Source organism: Nitrospirales bacterium, assembly GCA_031315865.1.
Taxonomy (GTDB): Bacteria; Nitrospirota; Nitrospiria; order Nitrospirales; family UBA8639; genus JAGQKC01.
In genome coordinates this window covers 1163666-1186412 of the sequence record JALDRJ010000002.1, presented here as the reverse complement: position 1 = coordinate 1186412, position 22747 = coordinate 1163666, and the positions used below count along the sequence as shown (strand labels likewise).

Genomic DNA, 22747 nt, shown 5'->3' with positions numbered 1-22747 from the left:
ACGGATACCATGGCTCATCGACGTGTCGTCTTTTACGCCACCAAACGTTCCAGGAACGCCATCGCTTTGTCGGCGCCAATCTCTTTACTGAATCGTTCATAGGCTGGAACGACGAGAGCTCCCAAGTCGGGATCGTTGGGGTCAAGGGCTGCCTGGACGGCGTCGAGTTCTTTTTGACTGATTTCAATACCTTCTGATCTGGCGTAGAGAATAATCGCTAAGCGTACCGTTTGATTCCCCAGGAGAGTGTGGACGGTTTGGGCGACCTGAAAGGGCACGGCTTGTTGAAAAATCGCTTTGATCGTGTTGTGCAAGATGACCGGTTGGCGATCGAGCTTGCCGTTATCCAGAAGATCTTTCGAGACTAGGCGAATGCGGCTTGGGACGGTGACGAAGTCCCGTTTAAGGGCAATGACCAGTCGTATCGGCAGCCGGGGAAGAGACCGAATGTCCTGAATGACTGAAACGGGTAGATCAGGGATCAGATGAAGGACGGCAGCGGTGGCATCCGCCACATCGCCTCGAAACTGTCCTGTCTGCAACAGGTCGATAGCCTGTTGGACGTCGGAGGGTGTTAGGCCTTTCGGTAGGGGAATTCTTTTTAACGCTGCGCGAATCGCTTTCGAGTCATGGATGTCGAATGTGGAGGATTTCATCGCCTTGCCGCTCGCTCGCGAATCGCTTCCTTTTGCTAAAAACATGATCAGCGCTGGAAAATTCAGGTCCTGCACCAGGGCCAAAACATCTGTCGACTGTTCGCGTGAGAGCTTGCCGCTCCTCACCTTCTCTTTTAACCGGAGCCGGAGTTCAGTAAACCCTTCAGCCAGCAATTGGTCGAAGCTTTCAATTCGTCCGATCATCATGTCACCTCAGTAAGGATTGAAAAAACCACGGTCCATTAGAAATTCTGTAGGGGTGTTGAAAAATCAATGCCTTGTCTTTACCTCGATGAGGGGTCGGACCTCGGCCAGAATACGAAGCCAAGAGCCCTTGCTATGGTTCCTGTCTGGATTTTTCAAGGCCCTTTAAAAATTTTCCGACGGCTTCACCGGCTTCCTCGGGAGACAGCTCTTCGAGCTGCTTGACACTTCCCCCATACTGTTCGAATTCAGTAGCCAATCGTCTTGCCGCAATCTCGCTGCTGAGATTCGTCACGACAAAAAAGAACCCAATGATGCCCAGCACGACATAGGCCGTTTGGGGCGGAAGATGGTGGACTTCAATGCTGGCCACAATCATGAGATACGTCCACCAGACAATCCCGACAATCGAGCCAAGATACGGAATCATGCCGGCGATGGCCGAAATGGGAAAAAGCGCGGACGCATACGCGACGCAGCGATAGGCCACTTCAAAGGATTCTTTCGATCCGATGAATTTCCAGACGATGAACAAAAGACCGGCCCCGATAAAGCTCAAGACCAAGGTCATCATGGGTAGGAATATGATGCCGCCAAATCCGACGGCCATCGCCTCGCCCACCGTCCCCAATCCAAACAGCGAAAAGATTGCCATCATCACTGCCGTAATGACGGCAATGACCATAAGAAAAAGGATCGGGTCGCCATAGCCGCCGGTCTTGGGCATGCGACGATAGAATGACACCGGATTCGTGAGGAGCGTGACGACATCTTCAAGGATGGCCGTCGCGAGTGGTTGATTGTCTTTTGGGCTGGCTTCGGACATAGGAGCTGCTTGACCTCCGTTCTCGAAAAAAGATGACGCACCTTTGTATCAAGCAAATGGCTGGGTTAATGAGGTCTTCCCTTGTTCCATCTCCAGAATCCGAGTCCCGTTAATGCTGTTCCGAACAATAGTATGGTCGAGGGTTCAGGGATGGGCTGGGGCATGATATCAACAGAGAATCTGCTATGTCTGGCGGTGTTGATTTGATCGAGATTTAATTGTGCGGCCATAATGCCATCCGGAAAGATGTCATTAATGTTCGTAGGTCGCACATAGGACGTCATCAAATTCAATGAATCGTCTAATCCTGATGCATGAGTCAGTCCAAGATTATGTCCGATTTCATGTGCAATAGTCCCAAAACTTCCACCAGCACCCATATTTAATGTGAATACGTCACTCCTGATGGCCATGCCGTTCCCACCCAGTTCTCCGAACCCGTAAGCCCCCAGAATATCATTGACAAACCACATATTAAGAACTTGATTATCGGGATGGTTTCCGTGTCCAGGACTCCTAAAGAGATCAATGACCTCATCGATATTGTTGAGAACCAAGAAGTCCGCGCGATTAAATTGCGTAGGACTTAGAAAGTCTACGTCAATACCGGCCTGTGACCAGATTTTATCTGTCTCTGCCTCCAAAAGCCCAACCGGAGCACATGAGATAAAATAATTATCACACACCTGGATAGGCTGAATGGTCACTTTTTGGTCGATCGGAATAGCCCATACGAGAGATGGGAGGCAGTAAACGGGAGTCATCAGTAAAAAGAAAAGAAAATTAAGACGATTAGATGAACGTAACATTAGAGCTCATCCTCCATAATTAAGCAAAACAACGAGGGGTGTACGAAATCTATTCCAATCTTATTGGAATTCTTGAGAGGAATGGTATTGATTTTTGGTTATTTGTCAAATTTGAGAAAGAAGACAAAGAAGACAAAGAAGACAAAGAAGACAAAGAAGACAAAGAAGACAAAGAAGACAAAGAAGACAAAGAAGACAAAGAAGACAAAGAAGACAAAGAAGACAAAGAAGACAAAGAAGACATTGTATGCAATCTTCAACACTGCTGCATCCGAAAGGGTGCGAGGTTGAATGGCAGTCCGGAGCAAATGGAATCGTCAACAATTCTGTATCTGGTCTTTCTCGGGTAGGTGATCCCTGAGCTTGCTAGGACGGTTATAGCAAGCGCATTTAGAAGACAAGCAACTTCCTTGATTGCTATATAAAATGAGATATTCTCTTTTGCGAAACTTCGGATCATCTTCACGAAACAGAGCTGTTACGTCGGCACCTCAATGCGAACGCTATTCCTAACGGTATTGGTGTGTATCATAATCGGACTGGCTGCGGCATTATTCATCCCGAATTATCTCATAAGCCGGCCAACGATCACTCAACTCGTGCCCGATCCTCCCGTGTTCATGGTGGCGCACCCCTTACGCTACACACCGGATGATGGACAACACGAAATCGTCATTCCAGTCGGGTTTGTCACGGATTTAGCCAGTATTCCGAGCCTCCTCTGGTGGTGGGAGGCTCCACACGAAGGGACGATGGCCCCCGCGATCGTTCATGACTACCTCTACTGGGAACAGTCATGTACGAAAGACGAAGCCGATGCCGTGATGTACCTGGCCATGCTCGAAATTGGTCTAGGAGAGTTCACGGCGAATCGAATCTATGACGGGATACGAACACCCTTTGCGCAGGGGGCATGGGAGAACAATAGGAAAGCCCGTACACGAGGAGAGACGCGCTTTTTCACCGAATCATACGCACGAAGTCTTCTTGATAGCCAAATCGAGCCGACCGTATCTTTAGTCTCGTTACAATCACGAGCAGCCGAACATGGAGGGCTGTCTACTCCCCGACTCCCGAATTCAAAGGTGAAAGCCGCGTGCGCCTCCGCTCTGGAAAAATTCAATATGCTCTAGTGCGTCAAAAGGCGATGATTCGTTTTTCGAGAGATTGCTTACTCTTCCAAGAGGTGAGATGAAGATACCACGTTCGAATCGCCTTAGTTGACGGGTCCGCTTGGGGAATGTATAAAGAAGCCCCACTGCGCCCGTAGCTCAATGGATAGAGCACTGGACTTCGGATCCAGGGGTTGGGGGTTCGACTCCCTCCGGGCGCGCCAAGCCATTTAACTATATGAAATTAAAAGAGAAAATTTCCATTTGCGGGCAAGGTTTCCAATCATACTTTTCTTCCAAGAAAACATCTCAAAAACTTTTGAATAGACGTAATCATTTCTGTTAAGCAAAGACTACCTCTTGTGGTTTTTCACCTCTGCGCCGAGGACTCACCTTGACCGTGACTTTCTGATCAAGTTTATTCAAAAAACTCATGAGCCGCGCTTCAGAAAACCGATGAAACCGCGCATTCATCAGGAGTGAAACTTCGGCTTGTCCAATTTCCAAGGCCTCTTGCACGTCTTTTTGTTTTTTCAGGTTCCGGCCTTTTAGGATTTTGAGGATTTGGTATCCCAGTTCTGCTCGCATCAGCAGACTATCAGCATCTTTTAATCCTAAATCAGCGAAGACATTGCCGGAGCTTTCTTCAAATTTAATTTTGCTTTTTTTCTTCATGGCTGGTGCTCCTTTTCCATTGCGACTGCTTCCTTATACCGACGTGCGATCAAATCCAGGTCTTTCTTGGAGGTCGCAATACCTTTGGTACTCTTTTTCTGAAACGCATGCAGAACATAGAGTCGCTTTCCGATTTGGACGGCATAGACCAACCGGTACGTGTTCGTCTCAAAGTCATCTTTAATTTCAAAGACTCCACTAGCAACGCCTTTAAAGTGTTTGCCGTGTGGCGGCATATCTCCCTTCTGGGCAAAATATAATTCACCGCCCATTTGTCTTTGCACGTCTTCCGGCATTTTCTTGAGTTGCTTTTTGCTATCTCCCACCCAAACAACAGGCCGGATCGTGTCATGCTGGGCCAAGCAGAATCTCCTTCTCTGTACAGGATATTACAATATTGTAATATGCGCAAGGAAAAAACACTCAATATGCTGGAATTATTGACCAGGAGTTAGGCAAGATAGGAGTGAAGTGCCCTGAAGAATCCGATTCCATTCTTCAAGAGTTTGGAATAACAAGTTCGAACTTACTCCTTCTGGGCGCGCCACTTCATGCTTCCCACTCGTAAAATCTTGTAAGCATCGGAACGGAAACGATAATTCTTCATTTCTAGCGGTTCGAAAACAATCCTCGAAGGGCTGCAATGGACGCCCGCACTTTTCGATTTTTTCGCGCAGCAGAAATTTTTGTTTTTCCAGCCACGTAATTTCCTGTGCGTCTTTTTTCACGACAATCGGATTGTCTATGTCCGTGAGGCGGTGGAGTATTTCTCAGCTTGTCGGTCAATCATGCCACCGGACGTGCCCTCATCGTTAAAGACTTCAAGCACGTTATAGCCTTTGTGTTGGGCATACTCCCGGCAGCGGGTTTCTTGCGATCCGAGTCCGTCACCCCTCTTGACTTGAGCGGAGCCTGACACATGGCGGTCAATGACAGCTTTTGGGTTTCGTGTTTTCATGTTCGTCTGTTCCATCATAGCGCTACCCTACAAGGAAACTGGGAAACATACAAACGTAAAAATAGGAATATAATCCGTAATACGTTTTACAGATGATCGGGGAGATTCATCCGTTGATGCAGTATCCTCAGCACATAAATATGGGAATTCATGATTTGATAGACCAGGACATGTTTTCTGACGTTAAAGCAGCGATGGTCTTCAGATAGCAGGGTATGGCGATACCCAAGGAAGGGATTGTCTTTGACTACATCCAAGGCATGGGAGAGGGAGGTTTCGTATTCATGCAGTTTTTCTTCGCCCCATTCCTGGGCGGTGTAAACCAAAATATCGACAAAATCGCTTTCTGCTTCTTGAGTGAGGGATAGCGTGTATTTATTCGGGGAGGACATCAGACTTCGGCTTGTGTCCTTCCTGAATTTTTCGTATGGCAGTTTGCCGAAGTTCGTTTAACACGTCAGGTGTGAGTTCCCGGTGCTGTCCGCTAGCTACTTGGTCTTGCCCAACCTTAATTGCAGAGAGAAACTGGTTTTTGCGTTCGTCTTCCTCGCGCATGTGCCGGACGGCATCGCGAACCAACTCGGTTTCGTTCATGTAAAAACCAGCCTCGACCTTGGCTTTGATGTAGTGTTCATCTACGTCAGGAAATCTGATATTCATAGCAACACCTTCCATAGGATACGATTATAATCATAATACATACCTAATCATAGCATGATTAGGGCATATATGGAAAAATGGTGTTTCCTGCTGGTTAAGCCCATTGTAAGCTTCCCCGTCAAGCGGACAATTCATAAATAGAGTTTTCTGTTGGTTGGTGATCGGAGCAAGGGGCGACGTCCAGTAACGCCGCGTGAGGCCGTTGCTCGTTATAGATTGTTATCCACTTTGCGGTCAGCTCCCGCACTTCCTCCAAGCTTCGAAAGAGGTAGAGATTGAGTACTTCGTTCCGATAGGTGCGATTCAACCGTTCAAGAAACGCATTCTGTGTGGGGCGACCGAGCTGAATGTGATCAATGAGCACGCGATTGGTCTTGCCCCAGTCTTGCCGGGCTTGAGCGAGAAACTCTGGCCCGTTATCCGCCCGAACCATATGCGGTAATGCACGCTCGGTCTTCAAGCGTTCCAGCACACGAATAATCCTTTCAGCCCGCAGCGAGGTAGCAATCTCAAGGGCGAGGGCTTCTCGATTGAAGGCATCCATGAGATTGAAGGTCCGAAAGCGGGAGCCATGGTATACGGCAGCACTCATGAAATCCGCCGACCAGACTTCGTTCGCCCCCTCTGGCACAAACACCGGCATGGAAGGTCGCTTCGGCAGCCGGCGTTTGGTTCGTCGGGGCTGATTAAGCCCCAACTGTCGATACACCCCCGATAAATCCGTTTGTGATTCCAGGGATGGCCCAACGGGCGTAAGCGAGCGATATATTTCCACACGCCCCACCGGGGATGCGTTTCGCCCAACTGCTTCAGAGCCGCAAGGACGGCTTGATCGTGGCTTGCCCAATCATGGGGCGCCTGATAATACGCCGACCGAGTCAATTTGAGCGCCACCCCCCCCTCGAGCGATCGAGAGTCCATGCCTTGGTTGCATGGTGTGCACTGCTTCCCGTTTCTCGGCCAGCGCTAAAGCTTTTTTTCAATCAGATCCTTGAGCGCCCGATTCTCTAAGGCCAGGTCGGCATACATCCGTTTGAGCTTTGACAGCTCGCTCTCGGTCTCCTGCAGGCGCTTGAGGTCTGACGCCTCCAGTCCACCGGACTTCGCTTTCCAGTTGTAATAGGTGGCATCACTGATGCCATACTCCCGACACAGGTCTTTGACCTTGAGCCCGGCATCTCCCTGTTTCAAGATCGCCACAATTTGCGTTTCACTGAATCGACTCGTTTTCATGAGAACCTCCTGGGGGCATTCTGCCAGAAAGCTCTACGTTTAATCTGTCTACTTTGGGGGGAAGCTTACAAGACGATTACTCACGCCTGATGAGGTGCGCCGTTTCCCCGATACGATTCTTTTTATTCGTAACTTGTTGCCCATTCATGCGATCAAGACCGGCTACCATGAGGTAAAACCCTGGTCGGATTGGGTGCAGGCCAATCCGCTTTTTGGGAAAAAACTCAAAGGCAAAACCCGCGTGTGGCTGAAATATAAATGAGGAAAGCGATGAAGCGCGCCAAAGTGAAACGCTTTAAAGCCGTTCATAAGCCGTCAGGCTTGGGGTGGGGATACAGGGCCCGGTTTCGGGTGGGGTTACGCTGGCTGATTGCACTCTTGCCGCTGTTGCCTGTTCTGGCCATTGTGATGATCTTTCTTCTGCCGCAAACGCCGCATCTGCGGATTTCTTATTCTTATACCGGTTCTTACGAGCATCCCATTTACCGGGAGTGCAATTATCTGGGAATTCAGGGCTTCACCGAAGTCCTGGGTCCGGATTGCCCGTTGTTTGCTTTTATTGGGGGAAAATCTTAACTTGTGAAAACCCTATCGATAACCGTAAATAGGGAAATAAATTCATTAATGAGGCTATAAAATTATGAAAGCTACTGAAGCAAAGTTACTCACTTTTATAAAAAAATCCCCACAGTTTGTTATTCCTATTTACCAAAGAACGTACTCGTGGAACGAAAAAGAGTGTTTGCAACTGTGGGATGATATTATTCGGGCTGGTCGGAATGAAAAAGTCTCTGTTCATTTTGTCGGGTCTATTGTTTATATCGAATCAGGCTTATCGCAAGTAACAGATCAATCCCCTTTACTGGTCATTGATGGGCAACAACGCCTAACAACCGTATCGCTTTTAATTTCAGCTTTGTTAAAGGCTATTGGGGATACTGAACCAGTCGAGGGATTTTCGCAAAGGAAGTTAAAAAATTATTATCTCTTAAATCCAGAGGAAACCGGAGAACGCCACCATAAGCTCATTTTATCTCAAACTGACAAAGAATCCCTCACGGCCATAGTTGACGGTGGTGATTTACCCAAACAGCATTCTTTAAGGGTTGTTCAGAATTTCCAGTTATTTGAGAAGCTCATCGCTAGTTGCCAAGGTGATTATAAGGATATATGCACGGGATTATTAAAACTGGTCATTGTTGATGTTGCCCTTACAAGGGATCAAGACAATCCACAGCTCATTTTTGAGAGTATGAATTCCACCGGAAAGGAATTAAGTCAGGCAGATTTAATTCGCAATTTCATCCTAATGGGTCTGGAACCGGAACTCCAAACACAACTCTATAAGCAATATTGGAGACCGATGGAAATGGAATTTGGGCAAGAAGCTTATGGAGCCCATTTCGACGCTTTTATGCGCCATTATCTGACGGTTAAAACAGGTGAAATACCCAAGTTAAATGAAGTTTACGAAGGGTTTAAAACCCATGCTAGAACACCGGAAATAGCAGAAGCTGGAATCGATAATCTTGTAAAAGACATTCGTCGATTTGCCCGGTATTTCTGTGCGATGGCTCTTGGTGCCGAGGACGACCCAAAATTAAAGGAAGCCTTTCATGATCTTCGTGAATTGAAAGTGGATGTCGCCTTTCCATTTTTGCTTGAGCTGTACCACGATTATGAAAAAACAATTTTGCAAAAGGAAGAATTGTTAAAAGCGGTCAGGCTTATTGAGGCATATGTTTTTCGAAGAGCAATTTGTGCAATACCCACCAATTCCTTGAACAAAACCTTTGCTACTTTTGGAAAAGCTTTGAAGAAAGACCGTTATTTGGAAAGTATTCAAGCCCATTTTTTGAAATTACCTTCATACCGTCGGTTTCCCGTCAATGAAGAGTTTGGTCGGGAACTCCAAAGACGGGATTTATACAATTTTAGAAGTCGAAGTTATTGGTTGCGGCGCTTAGAAAACTTTGGGCGGAAGGAACGCGTGTCAGTTGATCAATACACGATTGAACACATTTTGCCGCAAAACGAAAACCTTTCAGAGCAATGGCAGACCCAGTTGGGGCCAGATTGGAAGCGTGTACAAGAAACCTTGCTTCATACTTTAGGAAATCTGACTCTAACAGGTTATAACTCCGAATACGGGGATCGGCCATTTAATGAAAAACGGGATATGGAAGGCGGTTTTAAAGAAAGCCCATTAAAACTTAATACAGGACTAGGACAACTTGACCACTGGAATGAAGAATCGATTAAGGAACGGGCAGAAAGGTTGTCTCATTTAGCTTTAGATGTATGGAACATTCCAAAATTACCTCCAGAAATATTGGCAGAATATCAACCTAAAAAAGTAGAAACGACAACTTATTCAATTGAGGACCATCCTCATTTGTTATCAACAAACATGAGGCCATTATATGAAGCGTTCCGAAAGGAGGTTTTGGCTCTCGACCCTTGTGTGACGGAGGAGTTTTTGAAGCTATATGTTGCTTATAAAGCGGAAACAAACTTCGTTGATATTGTTCCCCAAGCAAAACGTCTAAGATTATCCCTAAATATGGAGTTCTCAGAAATTAGTGATCCGAGAGGTCTGTGCAAGGATGTTACTAACCTAGGCCGTTGGGGTAATGGAGATATTGAAGTTACTTTAGATAATCTGGAGGACCTACCTTACGTCATGGGTTTAGTTCGCCAATCCTTTGAGCGCCAAATGGGTAATGAAGTTTAACCGAACAAAGGAACATAGGCGACCATGAATGTTTCTATTCCTGAACCCAAGAAAGGCTGGCTACAGAGTCAAATTAAGACCGAGAAAGTGGATGAAGATTTGGATGGAATTATTATTAGAGCGTACCGGGAACGGGAAGAATGAACGCGGTTGAAATTGAAGAAGCAATTTCCGCGCTGGCTGAGGAAACATTCGATCCTCAGGAGTTTCCGTTCGCCTTCCTGCAAGCCTTCGGTAACAAGGAAACGACCCTCAAGCGGCTCCGTAAGGGCGAGTCCAATAAATCCGATCTAGCCGGAGTCCTTCAATCCAACAATATCCATATTGCCGTCGCCGCGGCGAATGAGGTCACGAAGACCCTATTAGCCTTGAAAGAGAGTCCGGCAACCACGCGTGCCAAAGCCAAGTTCGTCCTGGCAACGGATGGGGAGACTTTTGAAGCTGAAGATCTGTCAAGCGGTGAGACCGTTGCCTGTGCCTATCGTGACTTCCCGGATCACTTCGGGTTTTTTCTCCCGTTGGCGGGCATTACAACCGTCCAGCAGGTGCGTGAAAGCTCCTTCGACATCCGCGCGACCAGTCGACTGAACCGGCTCTATGTGGAACTGTTGAAGGACAATCCGGAATGGGGTACGGAAGAGCGCCGGCCGGATATGAATCATTTCATGGCACGGCTGATTTTCTGTTTTTTTGCGGAAGATACCGACATTTTTGGTGAAGACGCGCAATTCACAAGAACCGTGGAAACAATGAGTGCGAGGGATTCATCCAACACGCATGCAGTCCTCGAATCGCTCTTTCTAGCCATGAACACAAAACAGGAGGATCGGGAATCCAGTGGTCTTCCGCGCTGGACAAAGGGCTTCCCCTTTGTCAATGGCGGCCTTTTTTCAGGCCGGATGGACGTTCCGCGTTTCAGCAAGATCGCGCGTTCCTACCTTTTGCACATTGGCAATCTCGATTGGACCAGGATCAACCCGGATATATTCGGCTCGATGATTCAGGCAGTCGCCGAAGATGAAGAACGGGGTGCCCTCGGAATGCATTACACAAGCGTCCCGAATATCCTGAAGGTGCTCAACCCGCTGTTTCTTGATGATCTACGGGCGAAGCTGGAAGAAGCGGGGGATAATTCGCGCAAACTTCTCAACTTGCGTAGTCGCATTTCAAGAATCAGAGTCTTCGACCCAGCCTGTGGCAGCGGAAATTTCCTCGTTATTGCCTACAAAGAAATGCGGGAGATTGAAGCCGAGATCAACAAGAGACGGGGTGAATCCAACCGCCATTCTGGCATCCCTCTTACCAATTTTCGTGGAATCGAAAGGCGGGACTTCCCAGCTGAAATCGCACGTCTTGCGCTGATTATCACCGAGTATCAATGTGACGTACACTACCGCGGTCAAAAGCTCGCTCTCGCAGAGTTTCTGCCTCTCGAAAAAGAGAATTGGATCACGCGCGGGAACGCTTTGCAGTTGGATTGGCTGAGTATCTGTCCCCCGACTGGAACGGGTGTGAAGCTAGTCAGTGACGACTTATTTAGCACACCCCTGGATCAGACACAAATTGACTTCGAAAACGAAGGGGGAGAGACATACATCTGCGGGAATCCGCCGTATCTTGGCAGCAAGAGGCAAGAATCCATTCAAAAATCTGACTTAGAATCAGTTTTCAAAAACATAACGAAGGATTGGAAGGTTTTAGACTATGTAGCTGGATGGCTTATGAGAGCTGCTGAATATGGGAATTCTACAGAAACGACATCTGCATTTGTTGCAACAAATTCCGTATGCCAAGGACAGCAGGTCGCTGCCCTTTGGCCTCTAATATTCGCTTCCGGACATCGCATTAGCTTTGCTCATACTTCATTCACATGGTCGAATTTGGCAAGCCATAACGCGGGAGTAACTGTAGTTATTATTGGAATTTCAAAGCGATCAAAAACTAAATCTCTTTATTCTTTGGATGCAAACCAAAATACTACGGTGAAACAAGTTGAGAACATTAACCCATATTTAGTTTCCGGAGAAAATATAATAGTAGAATCTAGTAGATTGCACCTTTCCAAACTACCTGAATTTGATCGTGGTAATTCACCTACGGATGGTGGGCACCTTCTTCTAAATAGAAACGATGTTGACAATTTGAATCTCACACTAGAGCAGTCAAGACAATTTATACGTTCTTTCGTTGGCTCTATGGAGCTTATAAGAGGTGAACAAAGGTATTGCATATGGATTGATGACAACTCAGTAAAAGAGGCCATGGCTATTCCGAGCATAGCCAGTAGAGTTGAACAGGTAAGGAACTTCCGTCTACGAAGCAAAAAACAAGCTACAGTGGCCGCAGCAAAATGGGCTTACAGATTTGATGAGCGAAAGCCACTACCAAAAGAACCGATAATTTGCGTTCCTGTTACAAGTTCTGAAAATAGGGAATATCTGCCTGTCGGCTTGCTAAAGCCGGAAACTGTTATTTCCAATTTATCGTTTGGAATGCCTAGTAAAGATTTGTGGGTTCTGGCTCTTGTAGCATCACGAACAAATTTAATTTGGGTAGCAACTGTATGCTCAAGAATGAGGACAGATTATAGGTTTACAAACACCCTTGCGTGGAACACATTCCCCGTCCCGACACTCACCGAAAAGAACAAAGCCGACCTCACGCGCTGCGCTGAAGACATCCTCCTGGCTCGTGAAGCCCATTTCCCGGCGACAATCGCCGATCTCTACGATCCTGACAACATGCCCGCCAATCTCCGGGAGGCGCATGAGCACAACGATGAAGTGCTGGAGCGGATCTATATTGGGCGGCGCTTCCGCAACGACACCGAGCGGCTTGAAAAGCTGTTTAAACTCTATACAAAGATGAAGGCGGGTAAGGAAACAGGGAAGAGGAAGAAAGAGGGGGCGAGCGCATGACAGATGAAATAAAATCGTTTCCATCGATTTCCGTTTCATATGCGAGGAACGGCAAGGCGACCAAAGCCAATACCCTTGGGATGCGTCCGATGCAGGAGCGTGCTTATGAACGGCGCGGAGAGCAATATCTTCTCATCAAGTCGCCGCCGGCTTCAGGTAAAAGCCGGGCGCTCATGTTTGTTGCCCTCGACAAGCTCCAAAATCAAGGTATCAAGCAGGCCATTATCGTCGTGCCGGAACGGTCAATCGGTGCGAGTTTTCACGATGAACCTTTGATGCAGTATGGATTTTGGGCTGATTGGCATGTTGAGCCGAAATGGAATCTTTGTGACGCGCCCGGCGGGGACAATAGTGGGAAAGTGAATTCAGTCGGTACGTTCCTGGCATGCGATGACAGGGTGCTGGTTTGCACGCATGCGACATTTCGGTTTGCCGTTGACAAGTTCGGGATTGAGAAATTCGATAACCGTCTTATTGCCGTGGATGAGTTTCACCATGTTTCGGCAGATGACGATAATAAACTTGGCCGCCATCTTAGCCAGCTCATTGCCCGCGACAAAACACATATTCTTGCGATGACGGGGTCGTATTTCCGTGGCGATGCTGAGGCCGTTCTGGCCCCGCATGACGAAGCAAAGTTCGATACGGTCACTTATACATATTATGAGCAACTCAACGGGTATGAGTATCTGAAGCAGCTCGATATTGGTTATTTCTTCTATTCTGGATCCTATACCGACGACATTTTGAAGGTACTAAATCAGGAAGAGAAGACGATCATTCATATCCCGAGCGTCAATTCGCGCGAGAGTACCAAGGATAAGATCAAAGAGGTTGAGCATATCATCGAAGAACTGGGCGAATGGCAGGGTGCTGACCCGGAAACCGGCTTTCAAATTGTGAAAACTGCAACAGGTCGCGTTCTCAAGGTTGCCGATCTTGTTGATGACGATGCGGTAAAACGTGATCGCGTCTCAGCTTCGTTGAAAGACCCATCGCAGAAGAATAACCGGGACCATGTGGACATCATCATTGCTTTGGGCATGGCCAAAGAGGGATTCGACTGGATTTGGTGTGAACATGCGTTGACGATCGGCTACCGGTCGAGCCTGACAGAGATTGTGCAGATTATCGGTCGTGCCACGCGCGACGCACCGGAAAAGCTGCGCGCGCGTTTTACGAATTTGATTGCCGAACCTGATGCGTCGACGGAGGCTGTCACTGAGGCCGTAAACGACACCCTTAAGGCGATTGCGGCTAGCCTCCTCATGGAGCAAGTCCTTGCCCCACGCTTTGAGTTCAAACCAAAGAATCCGAATAGCGGGCCGACCCCTGGTTTTGACTACGGGGAAGGCGGGTATGATCCAAACAAATGCAACGTGGGTTTCAATGGCGAGACCGGACAATTTCAGATCGAAATTAAGGGACTGACCGAACCAAAGACGCAAGAGGCGGCACGCATCTGCCGTGAGGACTTGAATGAGGTTATTGCAGAATTTGTTCAGGACAAGACAGCAATTGAACGCGGACTTTTCGACGAAGAGCTTGTGCCGGAAGAACTGACCCAAGTCCGCATGGGGAAGATCATCAAGGACAAGTATCCTGAATTAAATGAGCAAGACCAGGAATCTGTTCGCCAGCACGCCATCGCGGCCTTGAATCTCACGCAACAGGCCAAAAAGGCTATTCTTGGGCAAACAGGTGACCAAGAACAACAAAGCAGTAATACGGCCCTGATTGATGGCGTTCGTAAGTTTGCCATGGATGTGCGAGAGTTGGACATTGATCTGATCGACCGGATTAATCCGTTCCAGGAAGCTTATGCCATTCTCGCCAAAACCATGAACGAAGATAGCCTGAAACAAGTTCAGGCTGCCATTTCAGCCAAACGCGTCAGCTTGTCCTTGGAGGAAGCGCGAGAACTTGCGAAACGCGCCTTGAGATTCAAGCATGAACGTGGGCGCTTGCCTTCCATCACGTCGCCCGATGCGTGGGAAAAGCGCATGGCCGAAGGCGTCGCGTATCTTGCACGGATGAAAGCGGAGGCAGAGCGTGGCTAAATTCACCGATGAAGACGACGCCCTGCTTGAGGAACTTGGTGTCGGGATTGAGACGAAGACGTCGGGTGGTCGTACGCCTCGTGAGGAACGGATCATCGCTGGCTTCGAGGAAATTCAGCGATTTGTTGACGAGCACGGAAGCACCCCGCAACACGGGGAAGATCGTGATATTTTCGAGCGACTCTACGCCGTGCGCTTGGATCGCCTGCGCGCCCTGACAGAATGCCGGGATCTCCTTAGGACTTTAGATCGGCAAGGTTTGCTGGAAGGTGGGAAAGCGTCATCCATTCCGGAGGTTGACGACCTAGATGACCACGAGCTTCTGGAAGCACTTGGCGTTGATGGTTCTTCGGAGAGCGTTACAGAGCTTCGACATGTCCGCTCCACCGCCGAGAAGAGAGCAGCGGAAGAAATTGCCAACCGCAAGAAGTGTGAGAATTTTGAAGAATTCAAATCGATGTTTCTTCAAGTCAAGAAAGACCTCGAAACCGGTATGAGGCAAACTAGCCCCTTTCAAAAAATGGCTGAAATTCAGAAAGGTCAATGGTTTGTTGTTGGTGGCCAGATTGCCTACGTGGCAGAAGTTGGCAAAGAATTTGTTACAGAATATGACCGGCGGGACAGCAGGCTTCGCGTTATCTATGACAATGGGACGGAAAGCGACGTTCTTTTGCGTTCACTCCAACGTGCCCTTCATCGGGATAACGCTGGACGACGCATTACAGAGGTAGGTTATGGGCCGCTATTTTCCGCCGAAATCGAAGAGGGCGACGAAGAAAGTGGCACCATCTATGTTCTACAGAGTAAGTCAGACCATCCGGTGGTCGAAGCCAATCGGGATATTCTGCACAAGATCGGTGTGACCGGCGGCAATATTGAACGTCGAATCGGCAATGCCAAACTTGATCCCACATTCCTGATGGCGGATGTGGAGGTTGTTGCCACGTACAAGCTTTCTAACATCAATCGTAGTAAGCTCGAACATCTCATTCATCGGATTTTTGATCCGGCAAGGCTTGATATTGAAATCAAGGATCGCTTTGGAAATCCCGTTGTGCCGCGCGAATGGTTTCTCGTGCCGATCTTTGTGATCGACGAGGTTGTTGAGCGCATTAAGGATGGCACGATTACAGGATTTCAGTATGATCCAGTGACTGCATCGTTAACGCAGGCAGTTAAATAAAAAACTTGCTGGAAAAATGGGCCAAATATCGTGAAAGAAAACACAGTCCCCAATTATAAAATCCTTTGTGCGATAGTATAGATTTCGACTAATTATTACTATGGTCATGCTGATACATAAGGGACGATCTTGATTTTCCCCGCCTGTTTGCGCATCTCGGTGCTATCAAACCAGGCTTGCATTTGTAGCAACATGTCCATGTTGAGGTGAAAGGCTTTTTCCAGCCGTAACGCCATTTCTGGGGAAAGCGCTGCTTTTTCATTCACCAGATCGGACAGGGTTGCCCGGCGAACTCCTAGCACTTCAGCGGCCTTGGTCACACTCAAGTCCAATTCATCCAGGATTTCTGTTTTGATAAACGCTCCCGGATGAGACGGCTTCATGCCGATTTTAATCCCTTTCTTTGCCATTAGTGATAGTCCTCCAAATCTAACAAGTCCAAATACCCGCTCTCTTCTTCAAACGTGATCCGCCAGTTGCCTGAGGTAGACACGCTCCAGGTGCCCTTTCGGTCGCCTGCGAGTTGATGCACCCGCCATCCCGGTGGGGCCCCGCCCCGAAACATTTGCATATCTTCCGCCACAATCAGCGCGGTGATGATATTCCGTACCCTGTTCACCAGGTCGGGCCGCAGGCCTTTGGTTTGATTGTTTTCTATGAGGCGCTTTAAACCCCGGTGGCGCACAGAGCGAATAATCATCTCCTTTTAGTGTACGGTAAAGGCGTACGTTTTGCAAGGATTTTTTGTCCTTGCTCGGCACAAGGTCAACGGAATGCACCTTTCCGCCCATTGCCCTAAAACTCGGCATTTCCTCTCACTGATGAGGTTTGCTAAGTTGTCTATGGAGATAGAAGAAGTTCTGGCCCAGAAAGCTCTACGATTAATCTGTCCTCGATATGGAGAAACTTGCGCGAGCACACGATCATCCCATTTAATATGAAATATTAAATGAGACGATATTGGGGCGGAATCCAAATTGGTTCATGTACAGTTTTCATCGAAGCATTTTAATCTCGCTGATCATAGGTCCACATGATTTCTGACAGAGAAGGCCCTTTCAAATGAATTTCTGGCGACTTCATTTTAGAGGTCGCGACGACTTGAATTTCATATCTAAATTTTCTTCGACAAAAATTTAAGGATCCGATAGCAATTCTTGAAGAGAACGATTGACTCGGGTTCCACCGCTCTTTCTTTCCTGTGGGGTTGCAATAGCGACCAGTACGGGGATGGACCTGTTGATACCCCCCCAACAACTTAAACTCGCAATTGATACAACGGAGATCATTGCTCATCCCTTCGGCTGACATCTTTTTGATAAACCCCGAAATTTCCCCTTCCACGACAAAATTGACTTCTCCGGTCGCAGGCCGTCCAATATTCAATTTCGAGGGCGGGCCTTGGGTCGCTGTGACTTTGGCATGTACTTTCTCTTTTGAACCGTCGCGAAAATTCTTTTCGATGGTCTTCTCCAGGCTTGTGGGTGAAACTGCCACGTACCAGACATGCCCTTGCGGGTATTTCGTCGATTGGGTTTGCACGTGTTTGGTGTGCCAACTGCCGGTTGCTCCCAACGGGCCTAGGTTCGGGCAGGCCATTTTTACTCGTTCATAGGTCTCTTTTTCCAGCAAAGCCCTATTGATCAGGCTTCCTCCGCTCGTGCGGATGCGGTCTAGTAAATTTACCCGTAATAACGGATTACAGCTTGAATCTTGTGGGATAGTTTCATGAAATAGACGTGCCAATTCCATATCTTCGGCTGTCGCGCCTAGGCAGAGCCACCGGTCGGCCAGGTGGGACAGGTTGTTCATCGCATCCTGTCGCTCTTTGCGCAGTTGTTGGTATTCTTGAAACAATTCATCAAGATTTCCTGTTTTGCTATGCGTGGCGGTTTCATACTTATCAATTGCCCGCTTTTTGAATTCCCGAAGGTCTGCAAGCTTTTCCTTTGCTTTCTTAATTTGTTCTTTTATGGAATCCCCTACTCCCTGAAGACTCCCATGAGCGACAGCCTTCCGATCTAACACCTTGAGCAGGCTGAAAAGGGTTTCGATCCTATCGCGCCATTTTTCCTCCGGCGTATTAAATTTGAGAGAGGCTTTCCCGCTTTCATCAGAGCAAAATTTGAACTGAGTATTCGCATCTAAGCGATTCATTTCTTCGATATATTGTATGCGTTTGGTGATAGTTTCCGCTCGATCCTGCGACCCTTCTGAATTTTTCAATGTCTTCGACAGGGAGTGGATTTTTTGTTCATAGCTGCAACGACGGATGGGGTCGGAAGCATCGGCGTAGACACTGGTCGCTATAAGATAGGAAGTCGAAAGGCTCAGAAGGATGGCGTATATGTTACGGCGATTCAGCATTGTGATTCTCCTCCCCTTTCAGGAATTGAGTGGAAATGGAGTGTTTTCCAATCTTCTTGTAGACCCGCATGTCCCTAACATCTATCTAAAGCTCCCGAAAGTATGGTCTCTTTGACGTGCTTTATTTCCTCGCCACAAAAAACTCATACCCATAACTGGCGCTGAACTGCTCACGAATAGCCAGTTCTTTTTTCGTCAATTCAATGACCGCCATCGCGGCCTCGTCGCCAGCGTATTTTTTCTCCAATGACTGGAGTCGAGTTGAAAGTGGTGTGTAGTAGTCATCCCACCAGGCATGATCCGGGAGCGTGAAGTGATCGAGCGTCTGATAACCGGCTTCGGCGATTATTGAGACGATTTTGTCAGGCGTGGTCATGTCGGGATATTCCATCGTGAAAAATTCAGAGGCTTTCGCCGGGGGATTCTTGGTCAACCACACGAGCTCTGTTAGAGCAATATAACCTCCGTTTTGCAGCAAGGGCCTCCATGTTCTCAATGCGTGGGAAACCCCCATGATGTAGGCTGAGCCTTCCGCCCAGACGAGGTCAAAGCTACCAGGCGTGAACGGTAGTTGGCTCATATCATGCCGTTGGGCCGATATTCGTGTGTCGCATGCCACCGATTTTGCCCGGTCTTGCAATTGCTTCAAGTACGGCTCATGCGCATCGATAGCTGTGATACGAGCTTCAGGCAGGGCCTCTGCGATTACGACGGTTTGAGCGCCTGGCCCGCATCCGATATCGAGGATGTTGGCGTCTGACGGCAGGTCACGACAAAGCCTGAGCGCTTTGCGCGTACTCTTGGCGTCTCCCGGTCCCTGACGGGGAAGACCGCAGTGGACGTCGAAGAAAACGTCGAGCCTATGGTCATCCATCATGCATTCCTCCAAATTGTCTCGTAAACCTTGTTGCGCGTCCTGATCGTTCTATCTTTTCAATCAGGATCTTATGATACACAATCCCTTCTTGACTTTTTGACAGGCTTGTCCTATTGCATTGACAATCGTAACTGTGTACGGCAAGGGTTATCACTGAACGATTTACAGGTAAAGGAGGATTCGTAATATGCTATGTGACCTTAGAAGCAGTAAAAAAACAATGAGTGTATGGATAGGTGCCATCATGTGGTTGAGTGTTGGGTTGTTCGGCACGAACGACGTACAAGCTGCAGAGCCATCGTCCCAGAAACCGTGGAGTGTTGGCGGGGCCTTGGGGTATTTGGCGAATACCCCTGATGGTGCCGCGTTTGCTCTCAATTTTACTGGAGATGTCCGTCTCAACGAACGCGCATCCTTTGGACCCCTTCTTCAATTGGGTTTTACGGGTGATCTCACACTCGTTGGGTTTTCCGGGCAAGGCAAATATGCTTTTCCCATCGAAGGAAGCGACAAATTCAAGGTTCTGCTGCAGGGCGGTATCGGATTTGTCCACGCCGACGCAGGGCCGTCGGATACTTCATTTCTTATTCCCTTGGGGGTGGGGCTCGATTATCAAATTAACCCGCAGCTGGCGTTTAAAAGTGATTTTTTGTTGAACTTCACCGACTTGGATCATCGCGGTAGTTATAATGACACGAATGTCATGCCAAGTCTCACTTTTGGCGTGCGGTTTTAAACCGGTGCCTCAAGGGCACGAGCTTCGTGCGGAGGGAAAGCATCTCTGGAGATGATCAACACGGCTTCAGGCGATTGCGACTTGGCAAGGGGCTTCTAAAGTACTGGCTTGCCACCCTTTCGAAGTAAAGAGCGGTACGAATTCTTCCGGGAGAAACAACCGGTCTTCGACGTTCGGAATGTTGATGTATCGTTGAGGGACATAGATCCGATTGTCTTCTGCCGCGAGGTCAATCACCCAACGTGATGGCGGCTGGCGACGTGCCAGAAAACGAAGCTCAAACGGAAGGAGCATGAGCGGGTCGGTTGGGGAAAAAATACCCTTGCGATCATGGCGGGCTTGTTTGACGGCCGCTCTGGAGACGGATAGTGTGGGTGATTCTGCAATTCGCTGACGAAAGGCTGTGGGTGATAAGGCCGCGTTGGCGAGAGAAGGTTCTCGTCGAAATGGGTCAATATTCGGCCAGATAAAATACGGCACGGCCATTCCCGACGCGAGTAAACGCTCATTGTAAGTTACAGGCCGCCGTTCCGCATTTGGTTCTTGGATATTCAGGTAACACAACAGACGACCATATCCATCCATCACGTCGTTGGCAAAAGCCATAAAAAACCGGCCGTTCTCATCGCTGAGTCCCCTGCTGTCAAAATCTTCCTGAATCAACCTTTCCAATTCATCTTCTGCGGCTTTGGCATGTGTGTGATGATTTTTGGCGACCCCCACTCCGGTGGCCGTCGATAAGTGTGTGTGTAAGTCATGGTGAAGAGGTGGGGAGAATGTCTTCCATGTTGAACTGAATGGATTGCTGAGAAAATTTTCCCATCGATCGTCACCAAGTGAGACGAAATTTAGTGTATTGGCCTCACCTGCCGGCTCGGGTAAATCGAAACTCGTTTCCGGCGTGTCTATACCCAAAAACCGAATCGCCAAATTGTCCAGGAGGCGTACGTTGACGGTGTCGCCATCATGGGTGACTTGTTTGACCGATCCTATGCCTTGCCCATACCGGCCAAGTCCGCTTTCACCAAAGATGAAGTTGCCGTTCGAAAATATGGCTTTTCCCATCTGTACTCCTTCCTATTAGGGCCGGATCTATTGTTGTATTATTGCTGTGCTTATTACGTCCTATCTTTTGGCAGTCTATTACTGATGGAATCTCATGACTTTAAATCGCTCTGAATGAGCGTAGTCTATTGATGCGATATTGGTACAATCCTGTCTTTATTTCAACATGAAGCAAGTCATGAGCCAGATTTGGCCTCACCGCTAATAATTTTTCAATGCACGATAAGTGTATAGAAAGATGACTTCATATCTTGTGGAACAGTTGGTTGCGATCAATGGCCCTACCAGCTAGCGCCTGTATTGCTTTAGATACAAAGATGTATCGAAACGGATAACGAGAAGAAGATTCATAAAGTATACGCTTCCTCCCCGCCAAACCAATCCTTCCTCGACAACTCCGGATTGATGGCATTTCGTGGATTCATCACTTGACAGAATTTCCGTATCGCTTTACCATGAAGTAAAGTATCTTGAAGTTGCTTTCGATCATTTTAAATAGGGATGTGGAGAAAAACGATGCCCGATGCCACCTTAAGTTCCAAGCATCAACTGGTTTTGCCAGCCGCCGTCCGAAAGCAATTGGGAATCAACCCCGGTGATCAAATCGATGTTCAAGTAGAAGGCGATCATGCCATCCTTCGAAAAGTTCCCAAATCCTACGTACAAGCGCTTGAAACAATTACCACTGCATCTTCGTGGAAGGGATATGCTCGTAAGTTGAAGGATGATCGGGGACAATGGGACCGGGAACGCTAACCCGAATTCCCTCTGGCAGTCGAGTTGCGCTCGATACGGTCACGTTTATCTACTTCCTTGAACGACACCCTGTTTTTTACGATTCTGCTAAAAATCTGTTTGAACGTATTGAAAAGGGGATGATCGAGGCCGTAGCCTCAACGTTGGTTTTGACAGAACTGCTGGTGCCGGCATTTCGCGATCACCTATCGTCGAGTGCACAGAATGTGTTTGGTTTGCTGACGCATTTTCCTCATCTCGAGCTCATCGACGTGAACGCCCGGATTGCCTATGATGCATCACGGCTTCGAGCCGAGTCCTCACTTCGAACCCCTGATGCCTTGCATCTGGCCACGGCGCTCGCTCAACACGCTGACTGGTTTGTGACGAATGACAGGGCATTAACCAAGCTCCGTAACCTTCCACTGAACATCGGGTTGTTCTCTCACGCTTGATAGACAAAAATATTTTTGCAATTTCTCTACCCTATCTCTTTCACACATCCTCCGGGATTTTGTTGATCGAATAGAAATGCCGTGCAAACCCCGGTGTTTTGATAGCGGCCTGAATTGATGGCGGTTTCGACGGCTTGCAACACCGTGTTCCTCCTGCCTACCTGACATCCATACTGACAAAGGGGTTTTTTGGGCTGTCTGTTGTTACGGCGTTGTCATGGTGACAGCATCGTGAATGTTGGATAAAGCAAAAGAAGAGCCAGATTGAGTGAAAGAGTCGATGAAGGTACGAACGGCAGTGTATTTTCAGGCCGTAACGGCGCGTCATCATCACCACGATCTCAAACATGCCATACGGCAGCGTATCTCTTCAGAGACGCCGGTGTATCTGAAGAGATATCGAGTCTGCGTGACGGTTGAATAAATTTCTTGTCAGAGCGAAGAATTCATTCGGTATGGCAATTGCCCTTACGAATATAGAACC

At 48.1% G+C, this 22747-nt stretch carries 25 protein-coding genes, 1 tRNA gene and 1 pseudogene; 13 read left to right on the top strand and 14 right to left on the bottom strand.

The window, feature by feature from the left end:
• Positions 1 to 32: 32 nt before the first annotated feature.
• The 3 genes from MRJ96_05510 to MRJ96_05500 form a co-directional block, all read right to left on the bottom strand.
• Complete coding sequence (locus tag MRJ96_05510) at positions 33 to 863, bottom strand: hypothetical protein (GenBank protein ID MDR4500890.1); 831 nt, start codon at positions 861 to 863, stop codon at positions 33 to 35.
• Positions 864 to 993: 130 nt separating this feature from the next.
• Positions 994 to 1686, bottom strand: a complete 693-nt coding sequence (locus tag MRJ96_05505) for a YIP1 family protein (GenBank protein ID MDR4500889.1) — start codon at positions 1684 to 1686, stop codon at positions 994 to 996.
• 65 nt (positions 1687 to 1751) lie between these two features.
• Positions 1752 to 2495: a PEP-CTERM sorting domain-containing protein gene (locus MRJ96_05500; protein MDR4500888.1), complete on the bottom strand. Its 744-nt coding sequence runs from the start codon at positions 2493 to 2495 to the stop codon at positions 1752 to 1754.
• A 38-nt stretch (positions 2496 to 2533) separates the two neighbouring features.
• Here MRJ96_05500 and MRJ96_05495 point away from each other — a divergent pair, with 38 nt between their 5' ends.
• The 3 genes from MRJ96_05495 (at position 2534) to MRJ96_05485 (ending at position 3831) form a co-directional block, all read left to right on the top strand.
• On the top strand, positions 2534 to 2845 hold the full coding sequence (locus tag MRJ96_05495; protein ID MDR4500887.1) for a hypothetical protein: 312 nt from the start codon (positions 2534 to 2536) through the stop codon (positions 2843 to 2845).
• Between the two features lie 144 nt (positions 2846 to 2989).
• Entirely contained in the window at positions 2990 to 3628 is a 639-nt protein-coding gene (locus MRJ96_05490; GenBank protein MDR4500886.1) for a DUF1353 domain-containing protein, read from the top strand.
• 127 nt (positions 3629 to 3755) lie between these two features.
• Positions 3756 to 3831 (top strand) — tRNA-Arg (locus MRJ96_05485).
• A gap of 118 nt (positions 3832 to 3949) precedes the next feature.
• Here the strand turns inward: MRJ96_05485 and MRJ96_05480 are convergent.
• The 6 genes and pseudogenes from MRJ96_05480 to MRJ96_05455 form a co-directional block, all read right to left on the bottom strand.
• Positions 3950 to 4282 (bottom strand): helix-turn-helix domain-containing protein, encoded by a 333-nt coding sequence (locus tag MRJ96_05480; GenBank protein ID MDR4500885.1) that lies wholly within the window; start codon positions 4280 to 4282, stop codon positions 3950 to 3952.
• Positions 4279 to 4644, bottom strand: a complete 366-nt coding sequence (locus MRJ96_05475) for a type II toxin-antitoxin system RelE/ParE family toxin (GenBank protein ID MDR4500884.1) — start codon at positions 4642 to 4644, stop codon at positions 4279 to 4281. The genes MRJ96_05480 and MRJ96_05475 overlap by 4 nt, the downstream gene beginning before the upstream one ends.
• A gap of 380 nt (positions 4645 to 5024) precedes the next feature.
• Entirely contained in the window at positions 5025 to 5240 is a 216-nt protein-coding gene (locus MRJ96_05470) for a recombinase family protein (protein ID MDR4500883.1), read from the bottom strand.
• Positions 5241 to 5326: 86 nt separating this feature from the next.
• Positions 5327 to 5632: a type II toxin-antitoxin system RelE/ParE family toxin gene (locus MRJ96_05465; protein ID MDR4500882.1), complete on the bottom strand. Its 306-nt coding sequence runs from the start codon at positions 5630 to 5632 to the stop codon at positions 5327 to 5329.
• The gene (locus MRJ96_05460; GenBank protein MDR4500881.1) at positions 5616 to 5900 is read right to left on the bottom strand and encodes a hypothetical protein; all 285 of its coding nucleotides are present in this window, start codon (positions 5898 to 5900) and stop codon (positions 5616 to 5618) included. The genes MRJ96_05465 and MRJ96_05460 overlap by 17 nt, the downstream gene beginning before the upstream one ends.
• A 118-nt stretch (positions 5901 to 6018) precedes the next feature.
• Positions 6019 to 7133 (bottom strand): annotated as a pseudogene (locus tag MRJ96_05455) (IS3 family transposase).
• Between the two features lie 94 nt (positions 7134 to 7227).
• Here MRJ96_05455 and MRJ96_05450 point away from each other — a divergent pair.
• From MRJ96_05450 to MRJ96_05425, 6 genes are all read left to right on the top strand, one after another.
• Entirely contained in the window at positions 7228 to 7395 is a 168-nt protein-coding gene (locus tag MRJ96_05450) for a hypothetical protein (protein MDR4500880.1), read from the top strand.
• Between the two features lie 8 nt (positions 7396 to 7403).
• Positions 7404 to 7709 (top strand): hypothetical protein, encoded by a 306-nt coding sequence (locus tag MRJ96_05445; GenBank protein MDR4500879.1) that lies wholly within the window; start codon positions 7404 to 7406, stop codon positions 7707 to 7709.
• Between the two features lie 64 nt (positions 7710 to 7773).
• Positions 7774 to 9867: a DUF262 domain-containing protein gene (locus tag MRJ96_05440; GenBank protein ID MDR4500878.1), complete on the top strand. Its 2094-nt coding sequence runs from the start codon at positions 7774 to 7776 to the stop codon at positions 9865 to 9867.
• Between the two features lie 140 nt (positions 9868 to 10007).
• Positions 10008 to 12785: a hypothetical protein gene (locus tag MRJ96_05435; GenBank protein MDR4500877.1), complete on the top strand. Its 2778-nt coding sequence runs from the start codon at positions 10008 to 10010 to the stop codon at positions 12783 to 12785.
• Positions 12782 to 14845, top strand: coding sequence for a hypothetical protein (locus MRJ96_05430; protein MDR4500876.1), 2064 nt, complete (start codon positions 12782 to 12784; stop codon positions 14843 to 14845). Before MRJ96_05435 ends, MRJ96_05430 begins: the two co-directional genes overlap by 4 nt.
• Entirely contained in the window at positions 14838 to 16028 is a 1191-nt protein-coding gene (locus MRJ96_05425; protein MDR4500875.1) for a GIY-YIG nuclease family protein, read from the top strand. The genes MRJ96_05430 and MRJ96_05425 overlap by 8 nt, the downstream gene beginning before the upstream one ends.
• A 104-nt stretch (positions 16029 to 16132) precedes the next feature.
• On the opposite strand, the gene MRJ96_05420 is transcribed toward MRJ96_05425, so the two are convergent.
• The 4 genes from MRJ96_05420 to MRJ96_05405 form a co-directional block, all read right to left on the bottom strand.
• A complete protein-coding gene (locus MRJ96_05420; protein MDR4500874.1) occupies positions 16133 to 16438 on the bottom strand; it encodes a HigA family addiction module antitoxin in 306 nt (101 codons plus the stop codon).
• Positions 16438 to 16728, bottom strand: a complete 291-nt coding sequence (locus tag MRJ96_05415; protein MDR4500873.1) for a type II toxin-antitoxin system RelE/ParE family toxin — start codon at positions 16726 to 16728, stop codon at positions 16438 to 16440. The genes MRJ96_05420 and MRJ96_05415 overlap by 1 nt, the downstream gene beginning before the upstream one ends.
• Positions 16729 to 17036: 308 nt before the next feature.
• Positions 17037 to 18395: a hypothetical protein gene (locus MRJ96_05410; protein MDR4500872.1), complete on the bottom strand. Its 1359-nt coding sequence runs from the start codon at positions 18393 to 18395 to the stop codon at positions 17037 to 17039.
• 121 nt (positions 18396 to 18516) lie between these two features.
• Positions 18517 to 19272: a class I SAM-dependent methyltransferase gene (locus MRJ96_05405; protein MDR4500871.1), complete on the bottom strand. Its 756-nt coding sequence runs from the start codon at positions 19270 to 19272 to the stop codon at positions 18517 to 18519.
• A gap of 220 nt (positions 19273 to 19492) precedes the next feature.
• Between MRJ96_05405 and MRJ96_05400 the strand changes: the two genes are divergently transcribed.
• The gene (locus MRJ96_05400; protein ID MDR4500870.1) at positions 19493 to 20008 is read left to right on the top strand and encodes a porin family protein; all 516 of its coding nucleotides are present in this window, start codon (positions 19493 to 19495) and stop codon (positions 20006 to 20008) included.
• 66 nt (positions 20009 to 20074) lie between these two features.
• Here the strand turns inward: MRJ96_05400 and MRJ96_05395 are convergent, their stop codons facing one another.
• The gene (locus MRJ96_05395; protein MDR4500869.1) at positions 20075 to 21073 is read right to left on the bottom strand and encodes a hypothetical protein; all 999 of its coding nucleotides are present in this window, start codon (positions 21071 to 21073) and stop codon (positions 20075 to 20077) included.
• Positions 21074 to 21589: 516 nt separating this feature from the next.
• On the opposite strand from MRJ96_05395, the gene MRJ96_05390 reads away from it, so the two are divergent.
• The 3 genes from MRJ96_05390 to MRJ96_05380 all read left to right on the top strand — a co-directional run bounded on the left by MRJ96_05390 (position 21590) and on the right by MRJ96_05380 (position 22687).
• Complete coding sequence (locus tag MRJ96_05390) at positions 21590 to 21829, top strand: AbrB/MazE/SpoVT family DNA-binding domain-containing protein (GenBank protein ID MDR4500868.1); 240 nt, start codon at positions 21590 to 21592, stop codon at positions 21827 to 21829.
• Complete coding sequence (locus tag MRJ96_05385; GenBank protein ID MDR4500867.1) at positions 21811 to 22263, top strand: type II toxin-antitoxin system VapC family toxin; 453 nt, start codon at positions 21811 to 21813, stop codon at positions 22261 to 22263. The genes MRJ96_05390 and MRJ96_05385 overlap by 19 nt, the downstream gene beginning before the upstream one ends.
• A 280-nt stretch (positions 22264 to 22543) precedes the next feature.
• Complete coding sequence (locus MRJ96_05380) at positions 22544 to 22687, top strand: hypothetical protein (protein ID MDR4500866.1); 144 nt, start codon at positions 22544 to 22546, stop codon at positions 22685 to 22687.
• The last annotated feature ends 60 nt before the right edge of the window (positions 22688 to 22747 follow it).